This is a genomic window from Sporosarcina sp. YIM B06819, from assembly GCF_033485175.1.
Taxonomy (GTDB): domain Bacteria; phylum Bacillota; class Bacilli; order Bacillales_A; family Planococcaceae; genus Sporosarcina.
The window spans coordinates 1-17,695 of the sequence record NZ_JAWLIQ010000022.1; the positions used below are offsets into that span (position 1 = coordinate 1).

The 17,695-nt window shown below is 41.8% G+C and carries 18 protein-coding genes; 17 read left to right on the plus strand and 1 reads right to left on the minus strand.

Going from position 1 to position 17,695, the window contains the following annotated elements; translation table 11 throughout:
- From R2B72_RS14245 to R2B72_RS14265, 5 genes are all read left to right on the plus strand, one after another.
- A partial coding sequence (locus R2B72_RS14245; protein WP_318617311.1) for a transposase occupies positions 1 to 956 on the plus strand: 956 nt, incomplete at its 5' end.
- Between the two features lie 171 nt (positions 957 to 1,127).
- Positions 1,128 to 2,564 carry an ATP-dependent DNA helicase RecQ gene (locus tag R2B72_RS14250; protein WP_318617312.1) on the plus strand — a complete coding sequence of 479 codons (1,437 nt, stop codon included), beginning with the start codon at positions 1,128 to 1,130 and terminating at the stop codon, positions 2,562 to 2,564.
- Positions 2,565 to 2,642: 78 nt separating this feature from the next.
- Positions 2,643 to 3,254 (plus strand): LysM peptidoglycan-binding domain-containing protein, encoded by a 612-nt coding sequence (locus tag R2B72_RS14255; RefSeq protein ID WP_318617313.1) that lies wholly within the window; start codon positions 2,643 to 2,645, stop codon positions 3,252 to 3,254.
- A 59-nt stretch (positions 3,255 to 3,313) separates the two neighbouring features.
- The gene (locus R2B72_RS14260; protein ID WP_318617314.1) at positions 3,314 to 4,111 is read left to right on the plus strand and encodes a metallophosphoesterase; all 798 of its coding nucleotides are present in this window, start codon (positions 3,314 to 3,316) and stop codon (positions 4,109 to 4,111) included.
- Positions 4,112 to 4,119: 8 nt separating this feature from the next.
- Positions 4,120 to 5,094: a YpdA family putative bacillithiol disulfide reductase gene (locus R2B72_RS14265; RefSeq protein WP_318617384.1), complete on the plus strand. Its 975-nt coding sequence runs from the start codon at positions 4,120 to 4,122 to the stop codon at positions 5,092 to 5,094.
- Positions 5,095 to 5,162: 68 nt separating this feature from the next.
- On the opposite strand, the gene R2B72_RS14270 is transcribed toward R2B72_RS14265, so the two are convergent.
- A complete protein-coding gene (locus R2B72_RS14270; RefSeq protein ID WP_318617315.1) occupies positions 5,163 to 6,101 on the minus strand; it encodes an asparaginase in 939 nt (312 codons plus the stop codon).
- A 59-nt stretch (positions 6,102 to 6,160) separates the two neighbouring features.
- Between R2B72_RS14270 and prsW the strand changes: the two genes are divergently transcribed.
- The 12 genes from prsW to spoIVA all read left to right on the plus strand — a co-directional run bounded on the left by prsW (position 6,161) and on the right by spoIVA (position 17,688).
- On the plus strand, positions 6,161 to 6,844 hold the full coding sequence (gene prsW / locus R2B72_RS14275; protein ID WP_318617316.1) for a glutamic-type intramembrane protease PrsW: 684 nt from the start codon (positions 6,161 to 6,163) through the stop codon (positions 6,842 to 6,844).
- Positions 6,845 to 6,928: 84 nt separating this feature from the next.
- Positions 6,929 to 7,720 (plus strand): spore cortex-lytic enzyme, encoded by a 792-nt coding sequence (gene sleB / locus R2B72_RS14280; RefSeq protein WP_318617317.1) that lies wholly within the window; start codon positions 6,929 to 6,931, stop codon positions 7,718 to 7,720.
- A gap of 35 nt (positions 7,721 to 7,755) precedes the next feature.
- Positions 7,756 to 9,042 (plus strand): PepSY1/2 domain-containing protein, encoded by a 1,287-nt coding sequence (locus tag R2B72_RS14285; protein ID WP_318617319.1) that lies wholly within the window; start codon positions 7,756 to 7,758, stop codon positions 9,040 to 9,042.
- Positions 9,043 to 9,148: 106 nt separating this feature from the next.
- Positions 9,149 to 9,787, plus strand: coding sequence for a flagellar brake protein (locus R2B72_RS14290; protein WP_318617320.1), 639 nt, complete (start codon positions 9,149 to 9,151; stop codon positions 9,785 to 9,787).
- 90 nt (positions 9,788 to 9,877) lie between these two features.
- The gene (gene cmk / locus R2B72_RS14295) at positions 9,878 to 10,555 is read left to right on the plus strand and encodes a (d)CMP kinase (protein ID WP_318617321.1); all 678 of its coding nucleotides are present in this window, start codon (positions 9,878 to 9,880) and stop codon (positions 10,553 to 10,555) included.
- Complete coding sequence (locus tag R2B72_RS14300) at positions 10,552 to 11,136, plus strand: lysophospholipid acyltransferase family protein (protein ID WP_318617322.1); 585 nt, start codon at positions 10,552 to 10,554, stop codon at positions 11,134 to 11,136. The genes cmk and R2B72_RS14300 overlap by 4 nt, the downstream gene beginning before the upstream one ends.
- 78 nt (positions 11,137 to 11,214) lie before the next feature.
- On the plus strand, positions 11,215 to 12,363 hold the full coding sequence (rpsA, locus tag R2B72_RS14305) for a 30S ribosomal protein S1 (RefSeq protein ID WP_318617323.1): 1,149 nt from the start codon (positions 11,215 to 11,217) through the stop codon (positions 12,361 to 12,363).
- Positions 12,364 to 12,489: 126 nt separating this feature from the next.
- Entirely contained in the window at positions 12,490 to 13,800 is a 1,311-nt protein-coding gene (gene der, locus R2B72_RS14310) for a ribosome biogenesis GTPase Der (protein ID WP_318617324.1), read from the plus strand.
- 183 nt (positions 13,801 to 13,983) lie between these two features.
- The gene (locus tag R2B72_RS14315; protein ID WP_318617325.1) at positions 13,984 to 15,006 is read left to right on the plus strand and encodes an NAD(P)H-dependent glycerol-3-phosphate dehydrogenase; all 1,023 of its coding nucleotides are present in this window, start codon (positions 13,984 to 13,986) and stop codon (positions 15,004 to 15,006) included.
- Positions 15,007 to 15,089: 83 nt separating this feature from the next.
- On the plus strand, positions 15,090 to 15,284 hold the full coding sequence (locus tag R2B72_RS14320; protein ID WP_412177860.1) for a DUF2768 domain-containing protein: 195 nt from the start codon (positions 15,090 to 15,092) through the stop codon (positions 15,282 to 15,284).
- Positions 15,284 to 15,997 carry a hypothetical protein gene (locus R2B72_RS14325; RefSeq protein WP_318617327.1) on the plus strand — a complete coding sequence of 238 codons (714 nt, stop codon included), beginning with the start codon at positions 15,284 to 15,286 and terminating at the stop codon, positions 15,995 to 15,997. The genes R2B72_RS14320 and R2B72_RS14325 overlap by 1 nt, the downstream gene beginning before the upstream one ends.
- Positions 15,998 to 16,209: 212 nt before the next feature.
- A complete protein-coding gene (spoIVA, locus tag R2B72_RS14330; RefSeq protein WP_318617328.1) occupies positions 16,210 to 17,688 on the plus strand; it encodes a stage IV sporulation protein A in 1,479 nt (492 codons plus the stop codon).
- Positions 17,689 to 17,695: the final 7 nt, after the last annotated feature.

Genomic DNA, 17,695 nt, shown 5'->3' on the forward strand with positions numbered 1-17,695 from the left:
AGCAAGCGATAAAAGATGCTTGCGGTGCCTACAAAAAATTCTTCAATGGGAAAGCGAAGCATCCAACATTCAAATCGAAAAGAGGAACCGTGCCAAGTTTTTACCAGGATCCATTGAAAATCCGGTTTACAGCAACGCATGTAAAAGTGGAAGGATTTGCTGAAAACAAGCGGAAAAATAAGCAACAGATAAACTGGATTCGACTCGTTGAAAAGGATTGGATTCCTACCGGGAAAGGTGTGAAATATATCAATCCTCGCATTAGGTTCGATGGTTTACATTGGTGGATTTCTGTAGGTGTCATCGTTTACACCTGTCATGAATACCCGAAGAACGAAGGTATTGGGATTGACTTAGGTCTTACCAACTTAGGAATTCGCTCGGATGGCGCTGTCTATCCGAACATTAACAAAACGAAAAAAGCGAGAAAACTGGAAAAGAGAAAGCGGCGGTTACAGCGCAAGGTATCTCGAAAATACCAATACAATATGGAGGGAGAACGTTATAAGAAAACATGTAACATTATAAAAAGCGAGCAACAACTTTTAACCATTTCAAGACAACTAACGAATATTCGTCAAAACTACTTGCATCACATTACTTCTGAAATCGTGAACCGAAAACCAAAGTTTATCGTGTTAGAAGATTTGAATGTAAGTGGGATGATGAAAAACAAACATCTGGCCAAGGCAGTCCAACAACAGAAATTCCGTGAATTTAGAAGACAAGTGGCGTATAAAAGTGAGCGGAATGGCGTTCGATTCATACTTGCGGATAGGTGGTATCCCTCTTCTAAATTATGTTTTCATTGCGGGCAGTTGAAAAAAGATTTAAAGCTGTCCGACCGTCTATACATTTGTCCATGTGGGAACAGGGTAGATCGAGACGTTCAAGCAGCATTAAATCTAAAACGCTACGGTGAAAAGAGTACACCATGTCTGCAAATAGGCATGTGAATACTTGTAGGATATGTACCGATTCGTTAGTCGGGAATGGAAGGCTTTGGAGAGTTATCTCAAATGCAAGTAGCGAAAAAGCGGCGAAAGCAGATTCGATGAAGAAGCAATGAAACGTAAAAGTTAGGTGTTTTATAACTTTTTATAAGTTTTCTGTAACGGAGAGAACTAATGGATATTGATAAAATATTGCATGAAAAGTTTGGTTTTGAACAATTTAGACCGGGGCAAGAAGCGGTGATTCGTGATGTCATTACTGGCAAGGACACGCTTGCCATTTTGCCAACAGGAGTGGGAAAGTCGCTGTGCTACCAGCTGCCGGCCTATGTATTGCCTGGCACAGTGTTAATCGTTTCTCCACTCGTTGCGTTAATGGAAGACCAAGTAGCAATTATGAAAAAGAATGGTGAAAAACGTGTTGTTGCGTTGAACTCATTTCTATCATTTTCAAACAAGAAACGGATTTTGGCTGAACTAGGACGTTATAAATTCATCTTTATTTCACCTGAAATGCTGTTGCGTAAAAATATGGTCATGCTTCTGCGAACGTTGGAATTATCGTTAATTGTCGTCGATGAGGCGCATTGTATTTCGCAATGGGGCTTTGATTTTAGGCCAGATTATTTACGGATAGGCGAGTTGTTTGGACAACTGAATCGTCCAAGCGTTCTTGCACTGACAGCGACAGCGGATGATAAAGTTGTAGCTGACATCATTCAGTATTTGCAGCTCCAATCTCCGGCCATTCATCGCCAGTCGTTGGATCGCCCGAATATTTCCTATTCGATTATTAAAGTGGATAATGAAACTTTGAAAACTGAGTGGATTAAGGAACGAGTGACAGAGACAGTCGGTCCAGGCATCATTTATGTGGCGTCGCGAAAACGTGCAGATGAACTGGCTGTCACTCTTCGGGAGTTGGGGGTATCTGTTGCCTCTTATCATGCGGGGAAGGAACAGGAAGACCGCGCGTTTATCCAAGAGCAATTCATTACAGGGGAAATGAGTTGGATTTGTGCGACCAATGCATTTGGGATGGGTATACATAAAGACGATATTCGTCAGGTTATTCATGAGCATGTCCCTCAAGCAATTGCTGGTTATATTCAGGAGGTAGGTCGGGCGGGACGTGATGGCGAACAATCGGCAGCAACATTACTTTTTACACCGGATGATGAAGGAAGGATGCGTTTCATTGTCCAGGATGATATTCCGCAAGAATGGGAAATTAGGCATTATGAAAGCTGTATCGCAGAAAATATTCCGGCTGAAGAAGCGGCGGAAAGGGCTCAGATTAGCGAAACAGGCAAACGTGTCATAGACTATTATAGAGAACGGATGCCAATCGAAGAGGTTATTCAGCGTATGGCAGAATTAATTCAAGATAAAGAGGTACAACTACAAAAGATATTGCGTTTAGTTCGTTCGGAAAGATGTATTCGGGAAGAAATATTGTTGTTTTTCGGTGAATATTGTGATAGTTCTCCGGAGTTTTGCTGCTCCGTCTGTGGTACAGCCGATGGATTATGGTTAGAGCGACAAAAACCAATTGTTTCAGACAAACCGAAGTTAGATTGGGAGAAAAGACTTACTAAGCTACTAGGTTAACGGGTCTGTTAGCCGTTGATTTTTACGACAAAATTCGTCATAATGAAGGAATAGCACGATGTGATAGGAGAATGTGGTATGAAAAAAGATGATTATAAAACTGAATTTGAAGAACATAGGCAGGAAATTGATCAGGATGGTGATAGTCTTCCTTCGCGTGCCGAGGTGCATAGGAGAGGCCGTAAGTCGAAAAAGAAGCCCAGCCATTTACTGATTAATGTCATCCTAGGATTATTTACACTCATTCCAGTTATTATTTTGGTGTACGTTGTGTCTGATTTTTATAATCCAGGCAGTAACCCGGCAGCGAAAGATGGAGATACGGATGTGCGCTATGAAGAAACAGCAAATAATAAAGCTGATGTACAAAAAGATAATCTTGATAAGGATATAGCTTTGGGTGAGGATGACGAGGAAAAAAGCAAAGATGACGTTGGATCGAAGCCAGAACCTGAAAAAAAACCGGAAACTAAGCCAGTGGTGAACGTCAATCCTACTCCAGAAAAGAAACCAGAAGAAAAACCGCAACAACAGTCAACCGTAAAAACACATAAAGTGGCTAACGGCGAAACGCTTTACCGAATTTCTATCAATTACTACGGTTCGGATGTAGGAGTTGAAAAAATTAAAAGCGCGAATGGTTTATCATCGAATGACATTATGGTCGGGCAGACGCTCAAGATTCCTTGATTAAATACAAAATACAAAAAGGCAAAGGATCCTTTGCCTTTTTCTTATGGGAGGAGGGCATGGTTACGGTCAATAAAATGGTATGGATAGCCCTTTCAATGATGAGTGGATTTTTGGCATTTATGTTTATGAATGCAAGACAAAGAAACGTCATCTACCATGAAATGAATGTTGAAACAGGCAAAGCTGTCGATAAGCAACTCACGTTATTTTTTATCTCTGATATTCATCGTCGTAAAGTTGATGAGAAACTATTGGCGAAAATTCGTGACACTCATGAAATTGATGTTGTTATTATTGGAGGTGACCTTGCAGAAAAGGGGGTCCCACTAGCGAATATCGCTAAAAATGTCGAACATCTGGCACGACTTGGTCCGCTATTTTATGTATGGGGCAATAATGATCGTGAAGTCGGGGAACAAGAGATGAGAGACATTATTACACGTTATGGTGGCAAAATCCTTGATAATGACAGTGTGACCGTTCCCGGACATTCTAGTTGGGGGATATGCGGAACGGATGATCCTTCAAGTCGCAATGTTGATATTGATTCGACACTCCGCAATCATCATCAGTATGAGGAAATGATTGTTGTGACGCATACACCAGCCGTATTTAGAAAAGTGGAGCAGTTCTGTCGTCCTCGGCTGATGCTGGCCGGTCATACGCATGGCGGGCAAATTCGATTGGGGAAGTGGGGTTTGCAGGAAAAAGGTGAATTTCGACTGCATGATGGCCGTGCTAAACTGGTCAGCAATGGCTATGGCACGTCCACGCTGCCGCTGCGCCTTGGTGCCGCACCGGAATGCCATGTAATTACTATCAATTATGCAGAAAGTGTACCAAAGGAGTTGTGAATTTGGAAATGATACGAAAAGATGCAATCGTCGTTGGGGGCGGGCCGTGTGGTCTGTCTGCGGCAATTGAATTAAAGCAGTTGGGACTCGATGTGCTCGTCATTGAAAAAGGCAATATTGTAAACTCGATTTATAATTATCCGACGCATCAAACATTTTTCAGTTCAAGTATTAAATTGTCCATTGGCGATATTCCATTTATCACTGCGATTGATAAGCCGCAACGGAATGATGCACTTGTATATTATCGAAAAGTTACAGAGCTGAAAGAGATTGCCATTAATAGCTTTGAAAAAGTGGAAGATGTTAAAAAGGAAAGTGAAGGCTTTCGTATTGTGACAGATAAAGGCGAATATTTCGCTGGAAATGTGGTCATTGCAACGGGTTACTATGACAATCCAAATCGACTAGGCATAGCAGGAGAAGATTTGCCGAATGTCTTCCATTATTTCAAGGAAGCCCATCCGTTTTTCGGGAAGAAAGTGGTCGTAATAGGCGGCAAGAACTCGTCCGTCGATGCGGCACTTGAATTACAACGTGCTGGTGCATCGGTGACGGTTGTCTATCGCGGTTCCGATTATTCACCAAGCGTCAAACCTTGGATTTTACCTGGCTTTGATAGTCTCGTTCGAGCGGGTGACATTGATATGCATTTTAATGCGCAGGTTGTTGAAATTACAAATTCGACTGTAACGATTGAACAACAAGGGAAGACTTCTATCATCGAAAACGATTATGTTTTTGCGATGATTGGTTATCATCCGGATTATACTTTTTTGGAGAGTATCGGTATTTCTACTGATGAAGAAAGTGGTCGTCCTACTTTTGATGAAGAGACGATGGAAACGAATGTAGAGGGGCTCTTTATTGCTGGGGTTATCGCTGCAGGGAATAACGCAAATGAAATATTTATTGAAAACGGCAAGTTTCATGGGGGTATGATTGCTCGGGCTATCGGAGCAAAACGGACTGTTGTGAAATAATGTAAGGCTACCCTTTGACCTATTGGTTGTGAAGGGTAGCCTTTTTAGAATGTAAAGCTTTTGCTAACTTACCCCGAACAAAGTTCCAGCAGTAGCTTTAGGCGTGCTTTTTGGCCGCTTAACCCGTGCTCAAACCGAACACCCATATCCTTCAGCATTTTACCTCCGCCTTCATAAGCATAAATATCCTGTGCAATGCCATTAAAGCAACGTGAGACGACAATGACCGGAATATTGGCCTTCAGTAAATACTCAATGCCTGTCAGTAATGCTGGCGGTACGTTGCCTTGTCCTAGACCTTCTAGTACGACGCCGTCATAGCCGAGTGTAGCGATCGAATGGAGCATGTCTGATTCCATACCTGCATAGATTTTGAACATGGCTACTTTTTTTCGAATGGCATCCACAGGAAGGCAAATCCGAGCTAAAGGCGCATGGTGGAAATGAATCGCCGATTTGGTCACAATGCCAATAGGTCCATATTGTGGACTTTGAAAAGTTGAGACACTACTGCTATGTGTTTTCGTTACATTTGTCGCTGTATGAATTTCATCATTCAACACAACGAGAACGCCTTTGTCATTAGCATTATCGGCTGCGGCCACCCGGACGGCTGCCATCAGATTATAAACTCCATCCGCCCCGATTTCATTGGAAGAGCGCATGGCACCTGTTAGCACAATGGGAATGGCGTAGTTCGTCGAGAGTTCTAAAAAGTAGGCCGTTTCTTCAAGTGTATCCGTGCCGTGCGTGATAACAACACCATCGAAATGATTCGTTGCGGTTTGCTGTTCAATCATCATTTTCAATGTCAGCATATGCTCGGGTGTAATATGGGGCGATGGTAAGTTAAAAGCCTCCACCTCGGTAATGTTTGCGAACTGCTGAATGTTGTCAATCTCCATTGCTAGGGGATTTGCGGCACTTAAAATGACGCCGCCCGTTTCTGTATTTAACTGCATCGAAATGGTTCCGCCCGTATGGATTAATAGGATATTTTTCTTCAAACTGTAACCTCCTTTGAAAGGTAATTCATGGTATAATAGGTTGGAATGGGGGTGCGCCTATGATCATATTGCTTACTGTGGCAATTGCGCCGGGATTGGCGCTCTTCAGCTATTTTTATTTGAGAAAACAAATTGCAAAAGAACCATCACTTACATTATTTCATACATTCATATATGGTGCTATTATGACTTTTCCAATTATGTTCATTCAGCATGTTTTTGAGGAAGAAAATATTTTTTCTGAATACTTCATACGCAATGTTATTTTTACGAGTGGGCTCGAGGAATTTTTCAAATGGCTTATTCTACTTATTGCGATTTACCGTCATGTTGAATTTGAAGATGCCTATGATGGGATTTTGTATGGTGCAAGCGTGTCACTAGGATTTGCTACCGTAGAAAATATCATTTATCTACTGGCATTCGGTGCTGACGTTGCTTTCATGCGCGCGCTATTACCAGTTTCAAGTCATGCCTTATTTGGAGTCGTGATGGGGTATTATTTTGGCCGTGCAAAATTTGCTGTGGAATCTAATATTAATAAATATTTATTTCTAGCATTTCTCGCCCCATATTGCCTTCACTTTATGTATAACGGAATTTTTGCGATAAATGCTCTCTCCCAGTACTTAATCGTCCCGTTTATGCTATTCCTTTGGTGGTTTGGCTTAACGCGAGTTAAATATGCCCATACTTTCGCCATGCAGCAATTTAGACGAAAAACACGAACAATGACAAAATGATTCGGCTTATGCCGGATCATTTTTATTTTTACATTGCCTATAAATAATTTCGCCGACATTGGACAAACTGAAAGAAAAGGAGGAATGAATTTGAAAAAGCTGATCATTCGAATTATCACAGTCATCCTTCTCCTCGGAGGTGTATATGCTACGTCACCCGTTCAAATCGGAGCATTTAGTTCGCAAGTAGTGACACGCGGTGCTGCTGGCGATGATGTTATCGAATTGCAGTCGCGACTTCAGTACATCGGCTTTTATACGGGAACGATTGACGGTAAATTCGGCTATGGAACGTATTGGGCATTGCGAAATTTTCAAGCCAAGTATGGGCTCCCTATTGATGGAATTGCAGGAACGAAGACTAAAAAGAAGCTAACCGATGTTTCAAAGTATGATGAGAAATTTGTCAAAGATAATTTAAACAAAGGGAATAAATTTACACATTACGGTGGAAAACCACTATCATCCCAAGTGGCACAAGGGACAGGGAAAAAAGATACTATCCAAGCACCTTCCAAGTATTCGGAACGAGATATTCAGTTAATGGCGAATGCTGTGTACGGAGAGGCGAGGGGAGAACCTTATGATGGCCAAGTTGCGGTTGCGGCGGTCATTTTGAATCGGGTAGAGCACTCCGAATTTCCTGATTCAGTAGGTGGCGTTATTTTCCAACCGGGTGCATTTACAGCTGTCGCCGATGGTCAAATATGGTTAACGCCAAACGAGCGAGCAAAAGAGGCGGTCCTAGATGCCATCAATGGCTGGGATCCATCTGAAAATGCCATATATTATTTCAATCCCATTACCGCGACGAGTAAATGGATTTGGTCACGACCGCAAATTAAGAAAATTGGCTTGCATATTTTTTGTAGCTGATACAGGAGTGACGAAAGGAGGCTTTTTGCCGAGTTATGAAAAAATTGATATTTGTCTTAGTTTATTCCATAGCCGCATTATCCATTTTCTCCGTAGGGAAAGCAGCTGAAAATGAGCAACTTTCCATTGCGCTCAGTGGGCAATACGCTAGTAAGATAACAGATGCATCGCAGAAATTGGAGGAGCTTAATACGGCTGTTAAGAAGACGTTATTATTTAACGAATCTGACGGCTCTGAAAAAGCACGTGAAGATATTTGGAGATTGTCTTCTGACATCAAAAATTCCGTTTCATCATTACCATTAGACAACAGTTTTTCTACCTCATGGTTGAATTATCTTGGAAGGCTTGGCAACTATGCGAAAGAGGCTACTCGTGCAGAAGACCACACAGAGTACCACAAAGTTATGGCACAAGCTTCAAAAAATCTCAGTACATTAGCCGATGAATGGGAAGTCGCAACGGTTGGGATGGTCAATGGAAGACTGTCGATGGATGAGTGGAAGAACAGGCTGGACTCTACCGAGAAAGGACATGATTGGGCCGGAATGGGGACTGCGGTAAAGCAATATACGGAAAGTGATTTTCCGTTAACGGCCAGTGAATCGGATTCCATGAAGAAAAAAGATTTGCGTGATATGGCTGATGCTAAAGTGTCCAGTGAAGAGGCTGTTGATCAATTCAAAAGATTATTTCCGTCTGTATCCAATGAAATAATTGGTGTTGAAACGAGTAAGCCAGGATCACCTTATCCTTTTTATCATATTCGTTTTGCGGAAAATCAATCCATTGGCTATGTTGATATAACAGAAAAAGGAGGTCACGTCTTATCTTTCCTTTCTGAAAGGCCTTTCGGCAAGAAAAGCTTGCCATTTGACGATATTCAAAAAAATGCTGAAAAGTTTTTAAAAGATGCGGGGTATAAAGACCTCGTCTATGAAGAATCAAGGGAAAATAATACAGCCTGGCATTTTGTCTATGTAAGAGTTGAGCCAGAATATAAAGCGAAAGTATTTTCCGATGTGATTCATTTAAAGGTTGCCAAAGATAATGGCGGTATCGTTGGACTTGATGCTTCCGAATATATTCGAAAAGAAAAAACGGCACCACAGCCTATTGTGAAAATGGATTGGAAGAAATTTTTCCACTCCAATGTCACGGTTGCAAAGGAAGAGCTGGCGTATGTAGAAAATGACAGATTGGAACAGCGGTTAACGCATTATTTAACAGTTACAGTGGACGAAAATGGGGAAATTGGCACATATGCGGTTATTATTGATACGGAAACGTCTGAAGTGATTAAAACAGAGAAGTTGCAATAAAAAGCCATTGGAATTTCCTACCCTTCATGACATAATGGATAGAGGAATAGCATTAGGAAAGTACCTGATGCTGAACATTAAGACATGAGATGGTAGGTGTTTTGGAATGCTACTTTCGATCGGGACAATCATTGTCATCGACACGGACTTTACAAAAGATAGTGAGAAATATAAAAGTAAAGTAGTTGATATGGGCGACGGGTTTGTAATGGTTGATTATCCGACACATATCAAAACAGGAAAAACTGCATTTTTCTTGGATGGAACACAACTGCTTGTTTCTTTCGTAGACGACTTGAAAATGTCATATGCTTTTCGAACTGAAGTAAATGGTCGGTTAAACAAAGGGATCCCAATGCTTAGGTTAACTTATCCAGGTGACGAACAACTTATCAAAATCCAAAGACGTGAATTTGTCAGGGTGGAAACAGCACTTGATATTGCTGTTGAAAATAATGGCAAGATTAGTCGTTTGGTAGCTGAGGATTTAAGTGCGGGCGGAGTGGCGCTTAACCTTCCTGCAAGAGTCCCTTTCGAGGCAGAAGACATCGTTAATTTGACCATTGTTTTGCCATTCATGAACAAAGAAATAAAATATGTCAAGGTCAATGCAAGAACTATTAGAATTTGGGAAAAAGGCGGCAGAAAAATCGCGTCGTTACAATTTGAGAACATTGAACCGATGGACAGTCAATCTATTATTCGATTTTGTTTCGAGCGGCAGTTAAAAATGAGAAATAGATAAAAAATGATCAAGGGGAAAGTCTGCGTGAAGGGGACTTTTCCCTTTTCTATATGTTACAATGTTGTCGAAATGACTACGGGGGTAGATGACATGACAAGAGTTATAAAAATCGCAATCGACGGTCCTGCTGCAGCTGGAAAAAGTACAATTGCCAAAATGACAGCTGAAAAACTAGGGTATACGTATATCGATACGGGTGCAATGTACCGAGCACTTGCGCATAAAGCGATAAGCCACAGCATAGATACTAGTAACGGTGAAGAACTTCACAGTTTGTTGATGGAGACAGAAATTGTGTTATCTCCGTCTAAAGCAGGGCAAGCAGTTATCGTGGATGGTGTTGATGTAACAAAAGAAATACGATCGCAGCAAGTAACGGCACAGGTATCCGCTGTTGCAGTCCATTCAGGAGTCCGTGAGCTAATGGTTGAAAAACAACGTCAACTTGCGGAAGGGACGGGTGTTGTGATGGATGGACGTGATATTGGGACAGCTGTTCTGCCAAATGCGGAACTGAAGATTTTTATGACGGCATCTGTGGAGGAGAGGGCATTGCGCCGCCATATTGAAAATATTCAGCATGGCATCACAACATCTCTTGATGAATTGAAAGCTGAAATTAGTGAACGGGATCGTGCGGATAGTGAAAGGGAAGTTTCTCCGCTATGCCAAGCACAAGACGCTGTACTGATAGATACGACATCAATGTCAATTGAAGAAGTAGCGAATCAAATCAGTGAACTTGCTGAAAAGAGGATACGTCTATGAACTTATACCCGCTAGGAAAGTTTTTGTGTAGTGCTATCTTTTATCCGCTTTATCGAATTAAAGTGATTGGCAAGGAGAATTTTCCGGAGGAGGGAGGCGTCCTTCTTTGTACGAACCACATTGCAAATGTTGATCCACCAGTTGTGGGGATTACTTGCCCAAGGACGGTTCACTTCATGGCGAAAGAAGAGCTTTTCAGTGCACCTATTCTAAAAAATGTGCTTCCAAGTGTTAATGCTTTTCCTGTAAAGCGAGGTATGAGTGACAGGGAAGCGTTTCGCAAGGCGTTGAAAATCCTTAAAGCAGGAGATGTTGTCGGCTTGTTTCCTGAAGGGACGAGAAGTAAAACAGGTGAATTAGGGGAAGGTCTTGCGGGTGCTGGTTTCTTTGCGCTGAAGGGGGAAGCGGTCGTCATGCCTTGTGCGATTATCGGGCCGTACAAGCGCTTCGCTAAGTTAAAAGTTGTCTATGGCAAGCCGATTGACGTAGCGCCTTATCGTGAAAGACGTGCTTCATCCGAAGAAGTGACCGCGGTCATTATGGATGAAATTCGAAAACTGATTGAACTGCATAAGAAATAAAATAAGTGTAAATTTTTGTTTTTATCAATTGTTTCGAATAATATAGAAGTAGAATTCTTTATAGAGGAGGACTACATAATGACTGAAGAGATGAACTTGGAAACGGTGAACAGCTACAATGAAGGTGATCGGGTTACTGGGAAAGTGACGAAAATTGAAGACAAATCGGTGACAGTTGAAATTACGGGTGCACCGTTTGATGGTGTAATTCCAATTAGTGAATTGTCCAGCCTTCATATTGAAAAAGCTGCGGATGCAGTTGCAGAAGGTGATGAACTTGAATTGATCATCATGAAGGTGGAAGATAACACGTACGTCCTGTCAAAACGGAAAGTCGATGCAGAAGACTCATGGGATTCTTTAGAAGAAAAGTTTAACAACAAAGTAACAATTGAAACAGAAGTAAGAGATGTCGTCAAAGGCGGACTAGTCGTAGACCTTGGTGTACGTGGTTTCATCCCAGCGTCTCTTGTGGAAGATTATTTCGTTGAATCATTTGAAGAGTATAAAGGACGGACGATGACATTTAAAATCGTCGAGATGGACAAAGAGAAAAACCGACTCATCCTTTCTCATCGTGCAGTTATTCAAGAAGAGAAGGAATCGCAAAAAGGGACTGTGTTGGAAAATCTTAAAGAAGGTCAAGTGTTGGAAGGAACTGTCCAACGATTGGCATCATTCGGGGCTTTCGTTGATATTGGTGGGGTAGATGGACTTGTCCATATTTCACAATTATCGCATGATCATATTGACAAAGTGTCAGACATTCTCAAAGAAGGCGACAAAGTGAACGTGAAAATCCTTTCTGTCGACCGCGATTCAGAACGAATTTCATTGTCGATTAAAGAAACATTGCCTGGACCTTGGGAAGGAATTGAACACAAAGCACCAAAAGGAGCTGTGTTGACAGGGACTGTAAAACGTCTCGTGTCATACGGTGCATTTGTGGAAGTATTGCCAGGTGTCGAGGGGCTTGTCCATATTTCACGCATTTCCCATAAACATATTGGCACGCCTCATGAAGTATTAAAAGAAGGTCAACAAGTTGATGTGAAGGTATTAGAAGTCAATCGTGAAGAAAAACGTCTGTCTTTAAGCATCAAAGATTTGATTGAAAAAGAAGACAACAGTAACTCCTCCTATGGGGACTATGAGATGCCTGAAGAAGCATCTGGCTTTTCATTGAGCGATGTAATTGGGGATCAGCTGAAGAAGTTTTCAAACTAATACTGCCATTTTGGACGGTATGTGAACAAATATGAGCAAGTACTTGCATAGATGATGATGCTTTTATAGCATCATCATCTTTTTTGTGTATAATATGAAGAAGATAAGCTGGAAGGATGTATGATTATGACTAAACCAACAGTGGCGATTGTCGGAAGACCAAACGTCGGGAAATCGACAATATTTAACCGAATCGTTGGAGAACGAATTTCGATTGTAGAAGATGTTGCGGGTGTTACTCGTGACCGCATTTATAGCTCGGCAGATTGGCTGAGCCATGACTTTAACCTCATTGATACGGGTGGGATTGATATCGGGGATGAGCCTTTTCTTGAGCAAATTCGTTCGCAAGCAGAAATTGCAATTGACGAAGCCGATGTTATTATTTTCCTTGTGAATGGTCGTGAAGGTGTCACTGACGCGGATGAGCAAGTGGCTAAAATTTTGTACAAAACGAAAAAACCTGTCGTTCTTGCGGTAAACAAGATTGATAATCCCGATATGCGGGATATGATTTATGATTTTTACTCACTAGGATTTGGAGATCCTTACCCGATTTCAGGTTCTCACGGACTTGGGCTTGGGGATTTACTGGATGAAGTCGCAAAAAGCTTCCCAGAACCAGGCGATGAACCTATAGAGGATGATGTAATTCGCTTTTCATTAATCGGTAGACCGAATGTTGGAAAATCATCTCTCGTCAATGCATTTTTGGGCGAAGAACGTGTCATTGTCAGCAGTATAGCTGGAACAACGGTAGATGCTATTGATACCTCATATGTATATGATGGACAAAAATATAAGATTATTGATACAGCAGGTATGCGTAAAAAAGGAAAAGTTTATGAAAACGTCGAAAAGTACGCTGTGCTTCGTGCGTTAAAAGCAATTGACCGCTCCGATGTCGTTCTCATCGTCATCAATGGAGAAGAAGGTATTCGTGAAATGGACAAGCGAATTGCAGGTTATGCAGAAGACGCTGGAAAAGGCGTTATGTTTGTCGTTAACAAATGGGATGCTGTTGAAAAAAATGATAAAACGATGAATAAATATATTGAGGATATTCGTGATAACTTCCAATTTCTTGATTATGCACCAATTTCATTTGTATCAGCAAAAACAAGGCAGCGTGTGACAACATTGTTCGATAAAGTTAAGCAAATTAGTGAAAATCATGCACTACGCATTCAATCAAGCGTCTTGAATGAAGTGGTAGAGGATGCTGTTGCTAGAAATCCAGCACCATCAGAAAAAGGTCGCCGTCTGCGTATATACTATGCGACACAAGTTGCCGTTAAGCCGCCAACGTTCGTTGTCTTTGTCAATGAACCTGAAATTATGCACTTTTCATATGAGCGCTTTTTACAAAACCGCCTTCGAGAATCATTTGGCTTCGAAGGAACACCAATTCGACTCATTACACGAGCAAGAAGCTAAATAGCTTTATCTGAATTCAGATAAAGCTAGGCAACCTAAGTGCGCCACGTCCTGTGGCAATGACTGCATGACCTACAAGGAAGGATGCAATTCAATCCTTTCCCCCTGTAGGCCCCAAGCTCGAAAAAATCCGGACGCAATCACGCCGAGGCGCGATTGATATTAGGAGAAAGGATGTAACCAATGGAGAAAGTATCTGTTATCGGCGCTGGAAGCTGGGGAACGGCAATTGCCTTTGTTCTTGCAGAAAATGGCCATGACTGTCTACTGTGGGCAAGACGCCCCGTCCAATCCGCTGAAATAAATGATGAACATACGAATCATGATTATTTGCCAGGGGTTTCTTTGCCGACAACTTTAACAGCGACATCCGATTTGAAAGCAGCAGCGATGCACGGTGATATCGTGATCATCGCTGTTCCGACAAAAGGGATACGTCAAATATGCTCTGAACTCAATAGTATGGTGATTGGGCGCAAACTCATCGTCCATGTTTCAAAAGGAATTGAGCCAGATTCATTGAAGCGGATATCTGAAATGATTGCAGAAGAGTTGGACCCTGCAAATGTACAGGCCATTGTAGCGCTTTCTGGGCCAAGTCACGCGGAGGAAGTTGTGCTAAGGCACCCAACAACAGTGACAGCTGCTTCAGTCGATTTAGAGTCGGCAGAACGCGTGCAAGACATGTTTATGAATAAATATTTCCGCGTTTATACAAATCCGGATATTGTAGGCGTGGAAATTGGAGCGGCTCTTAAAAATGTCATGGCGTTGGCCGCAGGTATTTCTGATGGACTCGGGTATGGCGATAATGCAAAAGCTGCCCTGATCACGCGTGGTTTAGCAGAAATATCGCGACTTGGTATGAAGATGGGCGCAAATCCTTTGACGTTTTCTGGGCTAACAGGCCTTGGTGATCTCATCGTGACTTGTACGAGTGTTCATTCACGTAACTGGAAGGCGGGCAACATGCTCGGCCAAGGGAATAGCTTAGATGAGGTCGTTTCTGGAATGGGAATGGTCATAGAAGGTGTCAGGACAGCTAAAGCAGCCCACCAGCTTGCAATCCTCCACGATGTCTCTATGCCGCTGGCAGAAGCACTCTATTCTATTTTGTTTGAAGATGTTCCTCCAAAAGAAGCGGTTGACCAATTAATGAACCGGATGAAAAAGCAGGAAGTAGAAGATTTATTTGACCATCGCTGAATTGAATCGGATTGTGGTATCAGTATTTAGCACTGTGCATTCTTTTTTTGATTTTTAAGAAAGGGGGACCTCTCTTGTCCTCGATGGATAAAATGTGGCTGTCCTTTTACGCAATGGGATTCATGGTTATTTCCATGGGTCTTATTTATGCGAGCCGACATAAGCTTCAAAATAAAGTACTTAAATTATTGTTTGCCATCATCGCTTACGCTCTACTTATTTTCTCGTTTTTAGCGATGATTTACCTTGTGTTTAATGGCCCGACAGGAGGAGTATGATGAAATTGACAGTGAAAAAAATGGGGATTGTCTTGCTTTCCTCTATCATGTTACTCCTTTCAGGTTGTATGTATCCAGATGATGAAACGGCGGCTCAACAAACGCCTTATGCAGATCAATTGGAGACCATTCAAAAAGCAGTTAATGCCTACCAGGAAAGTACGGGGGGCTTGTTGCCGATTAAAACAAGGGATCTTGAAACGGATATCTATATTAAATATCCAATTGAGTTTTCCAAAATCGTACCAGCTTACACAGAAAAACTACCCACGAATAGCTATGAAACAGGTGGAATTTATCAATATGTGCTAATGGATGTTGAAACGACCCCAACTGTCAAACTGGTAGATTTACGCTCTGCGGAACGGATTCGTGAATTAAATTTGCGCAAAAATATCAATGGACGTGTGCCATTTAAAGATGCTGTGGGCGAAAATGTCTATGAAATTGATTTTAAAACGATGGGCTTCAAGGAACCGTTAACTGTTCCAAGTCCATATTCGGATACTTTGTTGCCAATTGTCATTGGAGGAGATGGGATATTTTATATCGACTATTCCATTGACTTGAATCGTATACTGCAAGAACAACAACCCGATGTGAAACAAGGAGAAGATATTCGCTATCTATTGTCGGATAATTACCCCGTGTTACCGGCCTATTCACGACCTTATACAGTGAATGAGCAGAACGAACCTATCTTTATGAAATAAATCAAACACGCGCCGGCGTGTTTGCGTCCAGATTTTGAATTGAGCTTGCTCAATTAATTCCTTTCAAAATCTGTGACATCCGCCGGAGGCTTAACTTTATTCAGTGAAGTTGTGAACACTCACTGAATAAAGTTAAAAAACGTTTCGTGCCACGCGCATGAAACGTTTTTTTGATACATAAACTAATATGCGCAGAAAAGGAGGGCGATGGAGTGAAAGAAGAATTGTATGAAAGTTTAGCTAGACGTACAGACGGTGATATTTATATCGGAGTTGTTGGCCCTGTTCGTGTAGGGAAATCTACATTCGTGAAAAGGGTAATGGAAGAAGTCGTCATTCCGAATATGACGGAGGCGTCAGATCGGATTCGAGCACAGGACGAACTGCCACAAAGCTCACCAGGGCCCGTTATTATGACTTCGGAACCGAAATTTGTGCCTGCACAGGGGACATCGGTAGCAGTGGGAGATGGTGAACTGAAATTCCAAATCCGGCTTGCTGATTGTGTCGGCTATGTAATTGACGGTGTGAAAGGTTATGAAGATGAGGATGGCCCGAAATACGTTCATACGCCATGGCATAATGAGCCAATCCCATTTGAAGAGGCGGCACGTATCGGAACAGACAAAGTGATTCGGGATCATTCTACCATCGGTATTCTCGTCACAACGGATGGCACAGTCAATAATATTCCGCGGGCTGCTGCTGAAATTGCGGAAGTTGAAATTATTAATAAATTGAAAGACATTGGTAAACCTTTTGTTATCGTTTTGAACTCTAAGATGCCAGCTAACGATAAAACGGTAGCCCTGAAACACCAGTTACATGAAACGTATGGAGTACCTGTTATCGCAATCAGTGCAGACCAATTGAATGCACAAGAAATTCAACTCATTTTAAAAGAAGCGCTGTATGAATTCCCGATTACGGATATCGATATTCAAAAGCCGGACTGGATGGATGTACTTGGTAGTGAGCATGAGTTAAATGCCAATATCGATAGGGTCATCAATGAAGGTTTTCTCGAAGTATCCAAGATTCGTAAAGTGCAGGAGCTTGCAGAGCGATTAAAGGATGAGAAGTATGTCAGAAACGCTGAAGTCATCGAAGTAGATGCAGGCAAAGGTAGAGCAATTGTGAAAATTGACATGGATGAACAGGCCTTCAGAGAAATTTGTGAAGGCATTACTGGACAGGAAATTGGGACCAAAAAAGATTGGTTGTTATTTGTGAAAGAAGCTGCCAAAGCGAAAAAGTCTTATAATATGTATGCGGAGGCAATTGAAACAGCTAGAAAACAAGGATATGGTGTTGCACTTCCGACGATTGAGGATTTCAATCCTTCTGCACCGGAATTGATTAAACAGAACAACTTTTTTGGTGTACGCATGAAAGCGACGGCACCGTCACTTCATATTATTCGAGTCGATATGGAAGCGGAATTTTCCCCTCTTATTGGTTCCGAATTTCACAGCCATCATCTATTAAAAGAATTAAAGAATGCTTATTTGCATGACAGAGAGGCACTGTGGGAAACTCAACTTTTTGGTACCCCGCTTCATGAGGTTATGAAGGAAAGTATCCGCTTTAAAACGGCTTCTGTTCCACAAAATGCAAGAAAACGTCTACGTGAAACAATCGAGCAAATGGTCAACGACGGTAATAAAGGCATGATTACTTTTATCGTATAAAGGGAAA

What these genes read in the sequence shown, in the direction of transcription:
- R2B72_RS14320 (WP_412177860.1), top strand. Translation starts at nt 15,090, where the DNA reads ATGGATAAAATGTGGCTGTCCTTTTACGCAATGGGATTCATGGTTATT.
- prsW (WP_318617316.1), top strand. Translation starts at nt 6,161, where the DNA reads ATGATCATATTGCTTACTGTGGCAATTGCGCCGGGATTGGCGCTCTTC.
- R2B72_RS14260 (WP_318617314.1), top strand. Translation starts at nt 3,314, where the DNA reads ATGGTTACGGTCAATAAAATGGTATGGATAGCCCTTTCAATGATGAGT.
- der (WP_318617324.1), top strand. Translation starts at nt 12,490, where the DNA reads ATGACTAAACCAACAGTGGCGATTGTCGGAAGACCAAACGTCGGGAAA.
- R2B72_RS14265 (WP_318617384.1), top strand. Translation starts at nt 4,120, where the DNA reads ATGATACGAAAAGATGCAATCGTCGTTGGGGGCGGGCCGTGTGGTCTG.
- R2B72_RS14300 (WP_318617322.1), top strand. Translation starts at nt 10,552, where the DNA reads ATGAACTTATACCCGCTAGGAAAGTTTTTGTGTAGTGCTATCTTTTAT.
- R2B72_RS14255 (WP_318617313.1), top strand. Translation starts at nt 2,643, where the DNA reads ATGAAAAAAGATGATTATAAAACTGAATTTGAAGAACATAGGCAGGAA.
- R2B72_RS14290 (WP_318617320.1), top strand. Translation starts at nt 9,149, where the DNA reads ATGCTACTTTCGATCGGGACAATCATTGTCATCGACACGGACTTTACA.
- R2B72_RS14285 (WP_318617319.1), top strand. Translation starts at nt 7,756, where the DNA reads ATGAAAAAATTGATATTTGTCTTAGTTTATTCCATAGCCGCATTATCC.
- R2B72_RS14250 (WP_318617312.1), top strand. Translation starts at nt 1,128, where the DNA reads ATGGATATTGATAAAATATTGCATGAAAAGTTTGGTTTTGAACAATTT.
- cmk (WP_318617321.1), top strand. Translation starts at nt 9,878, where the DNA reads ATGACAAGAGTTATAAAAATCGCAATCGACGGTCCTGCTGCAGCTGGA.
- sleB (WP_318617317.1), top strand. Translation starts at nt 6,929, where the DNA reads ATGAATTTGAAAAAGCTGATCATTCGAATTATCACAGTCATCCTTCTC.
- rpsA (WP_318617323.1), top strand. Translation starts at nt 11,215, where the DNA reads ATGACTGAAGAGATGAACTTGGAAACGGTGAACAGCTACAATGAAGGT.
- R2B72_RS14315 (WP_318617325.1), top strand. Translation starts at nt 13,984, where the DNA reads ATGGAGAAAGTATCTGTTATCGGCGCTGGAAGCTGGGGAACGGCAATT.
- R2B72_RS14325 (WP_318617327.1), top strand. Translation starts at nt 15,284, where the DNA reads ATGAAATTGACAGTGAAAAAAATGGGGATTGTCTTGCTTTCCTCTATC.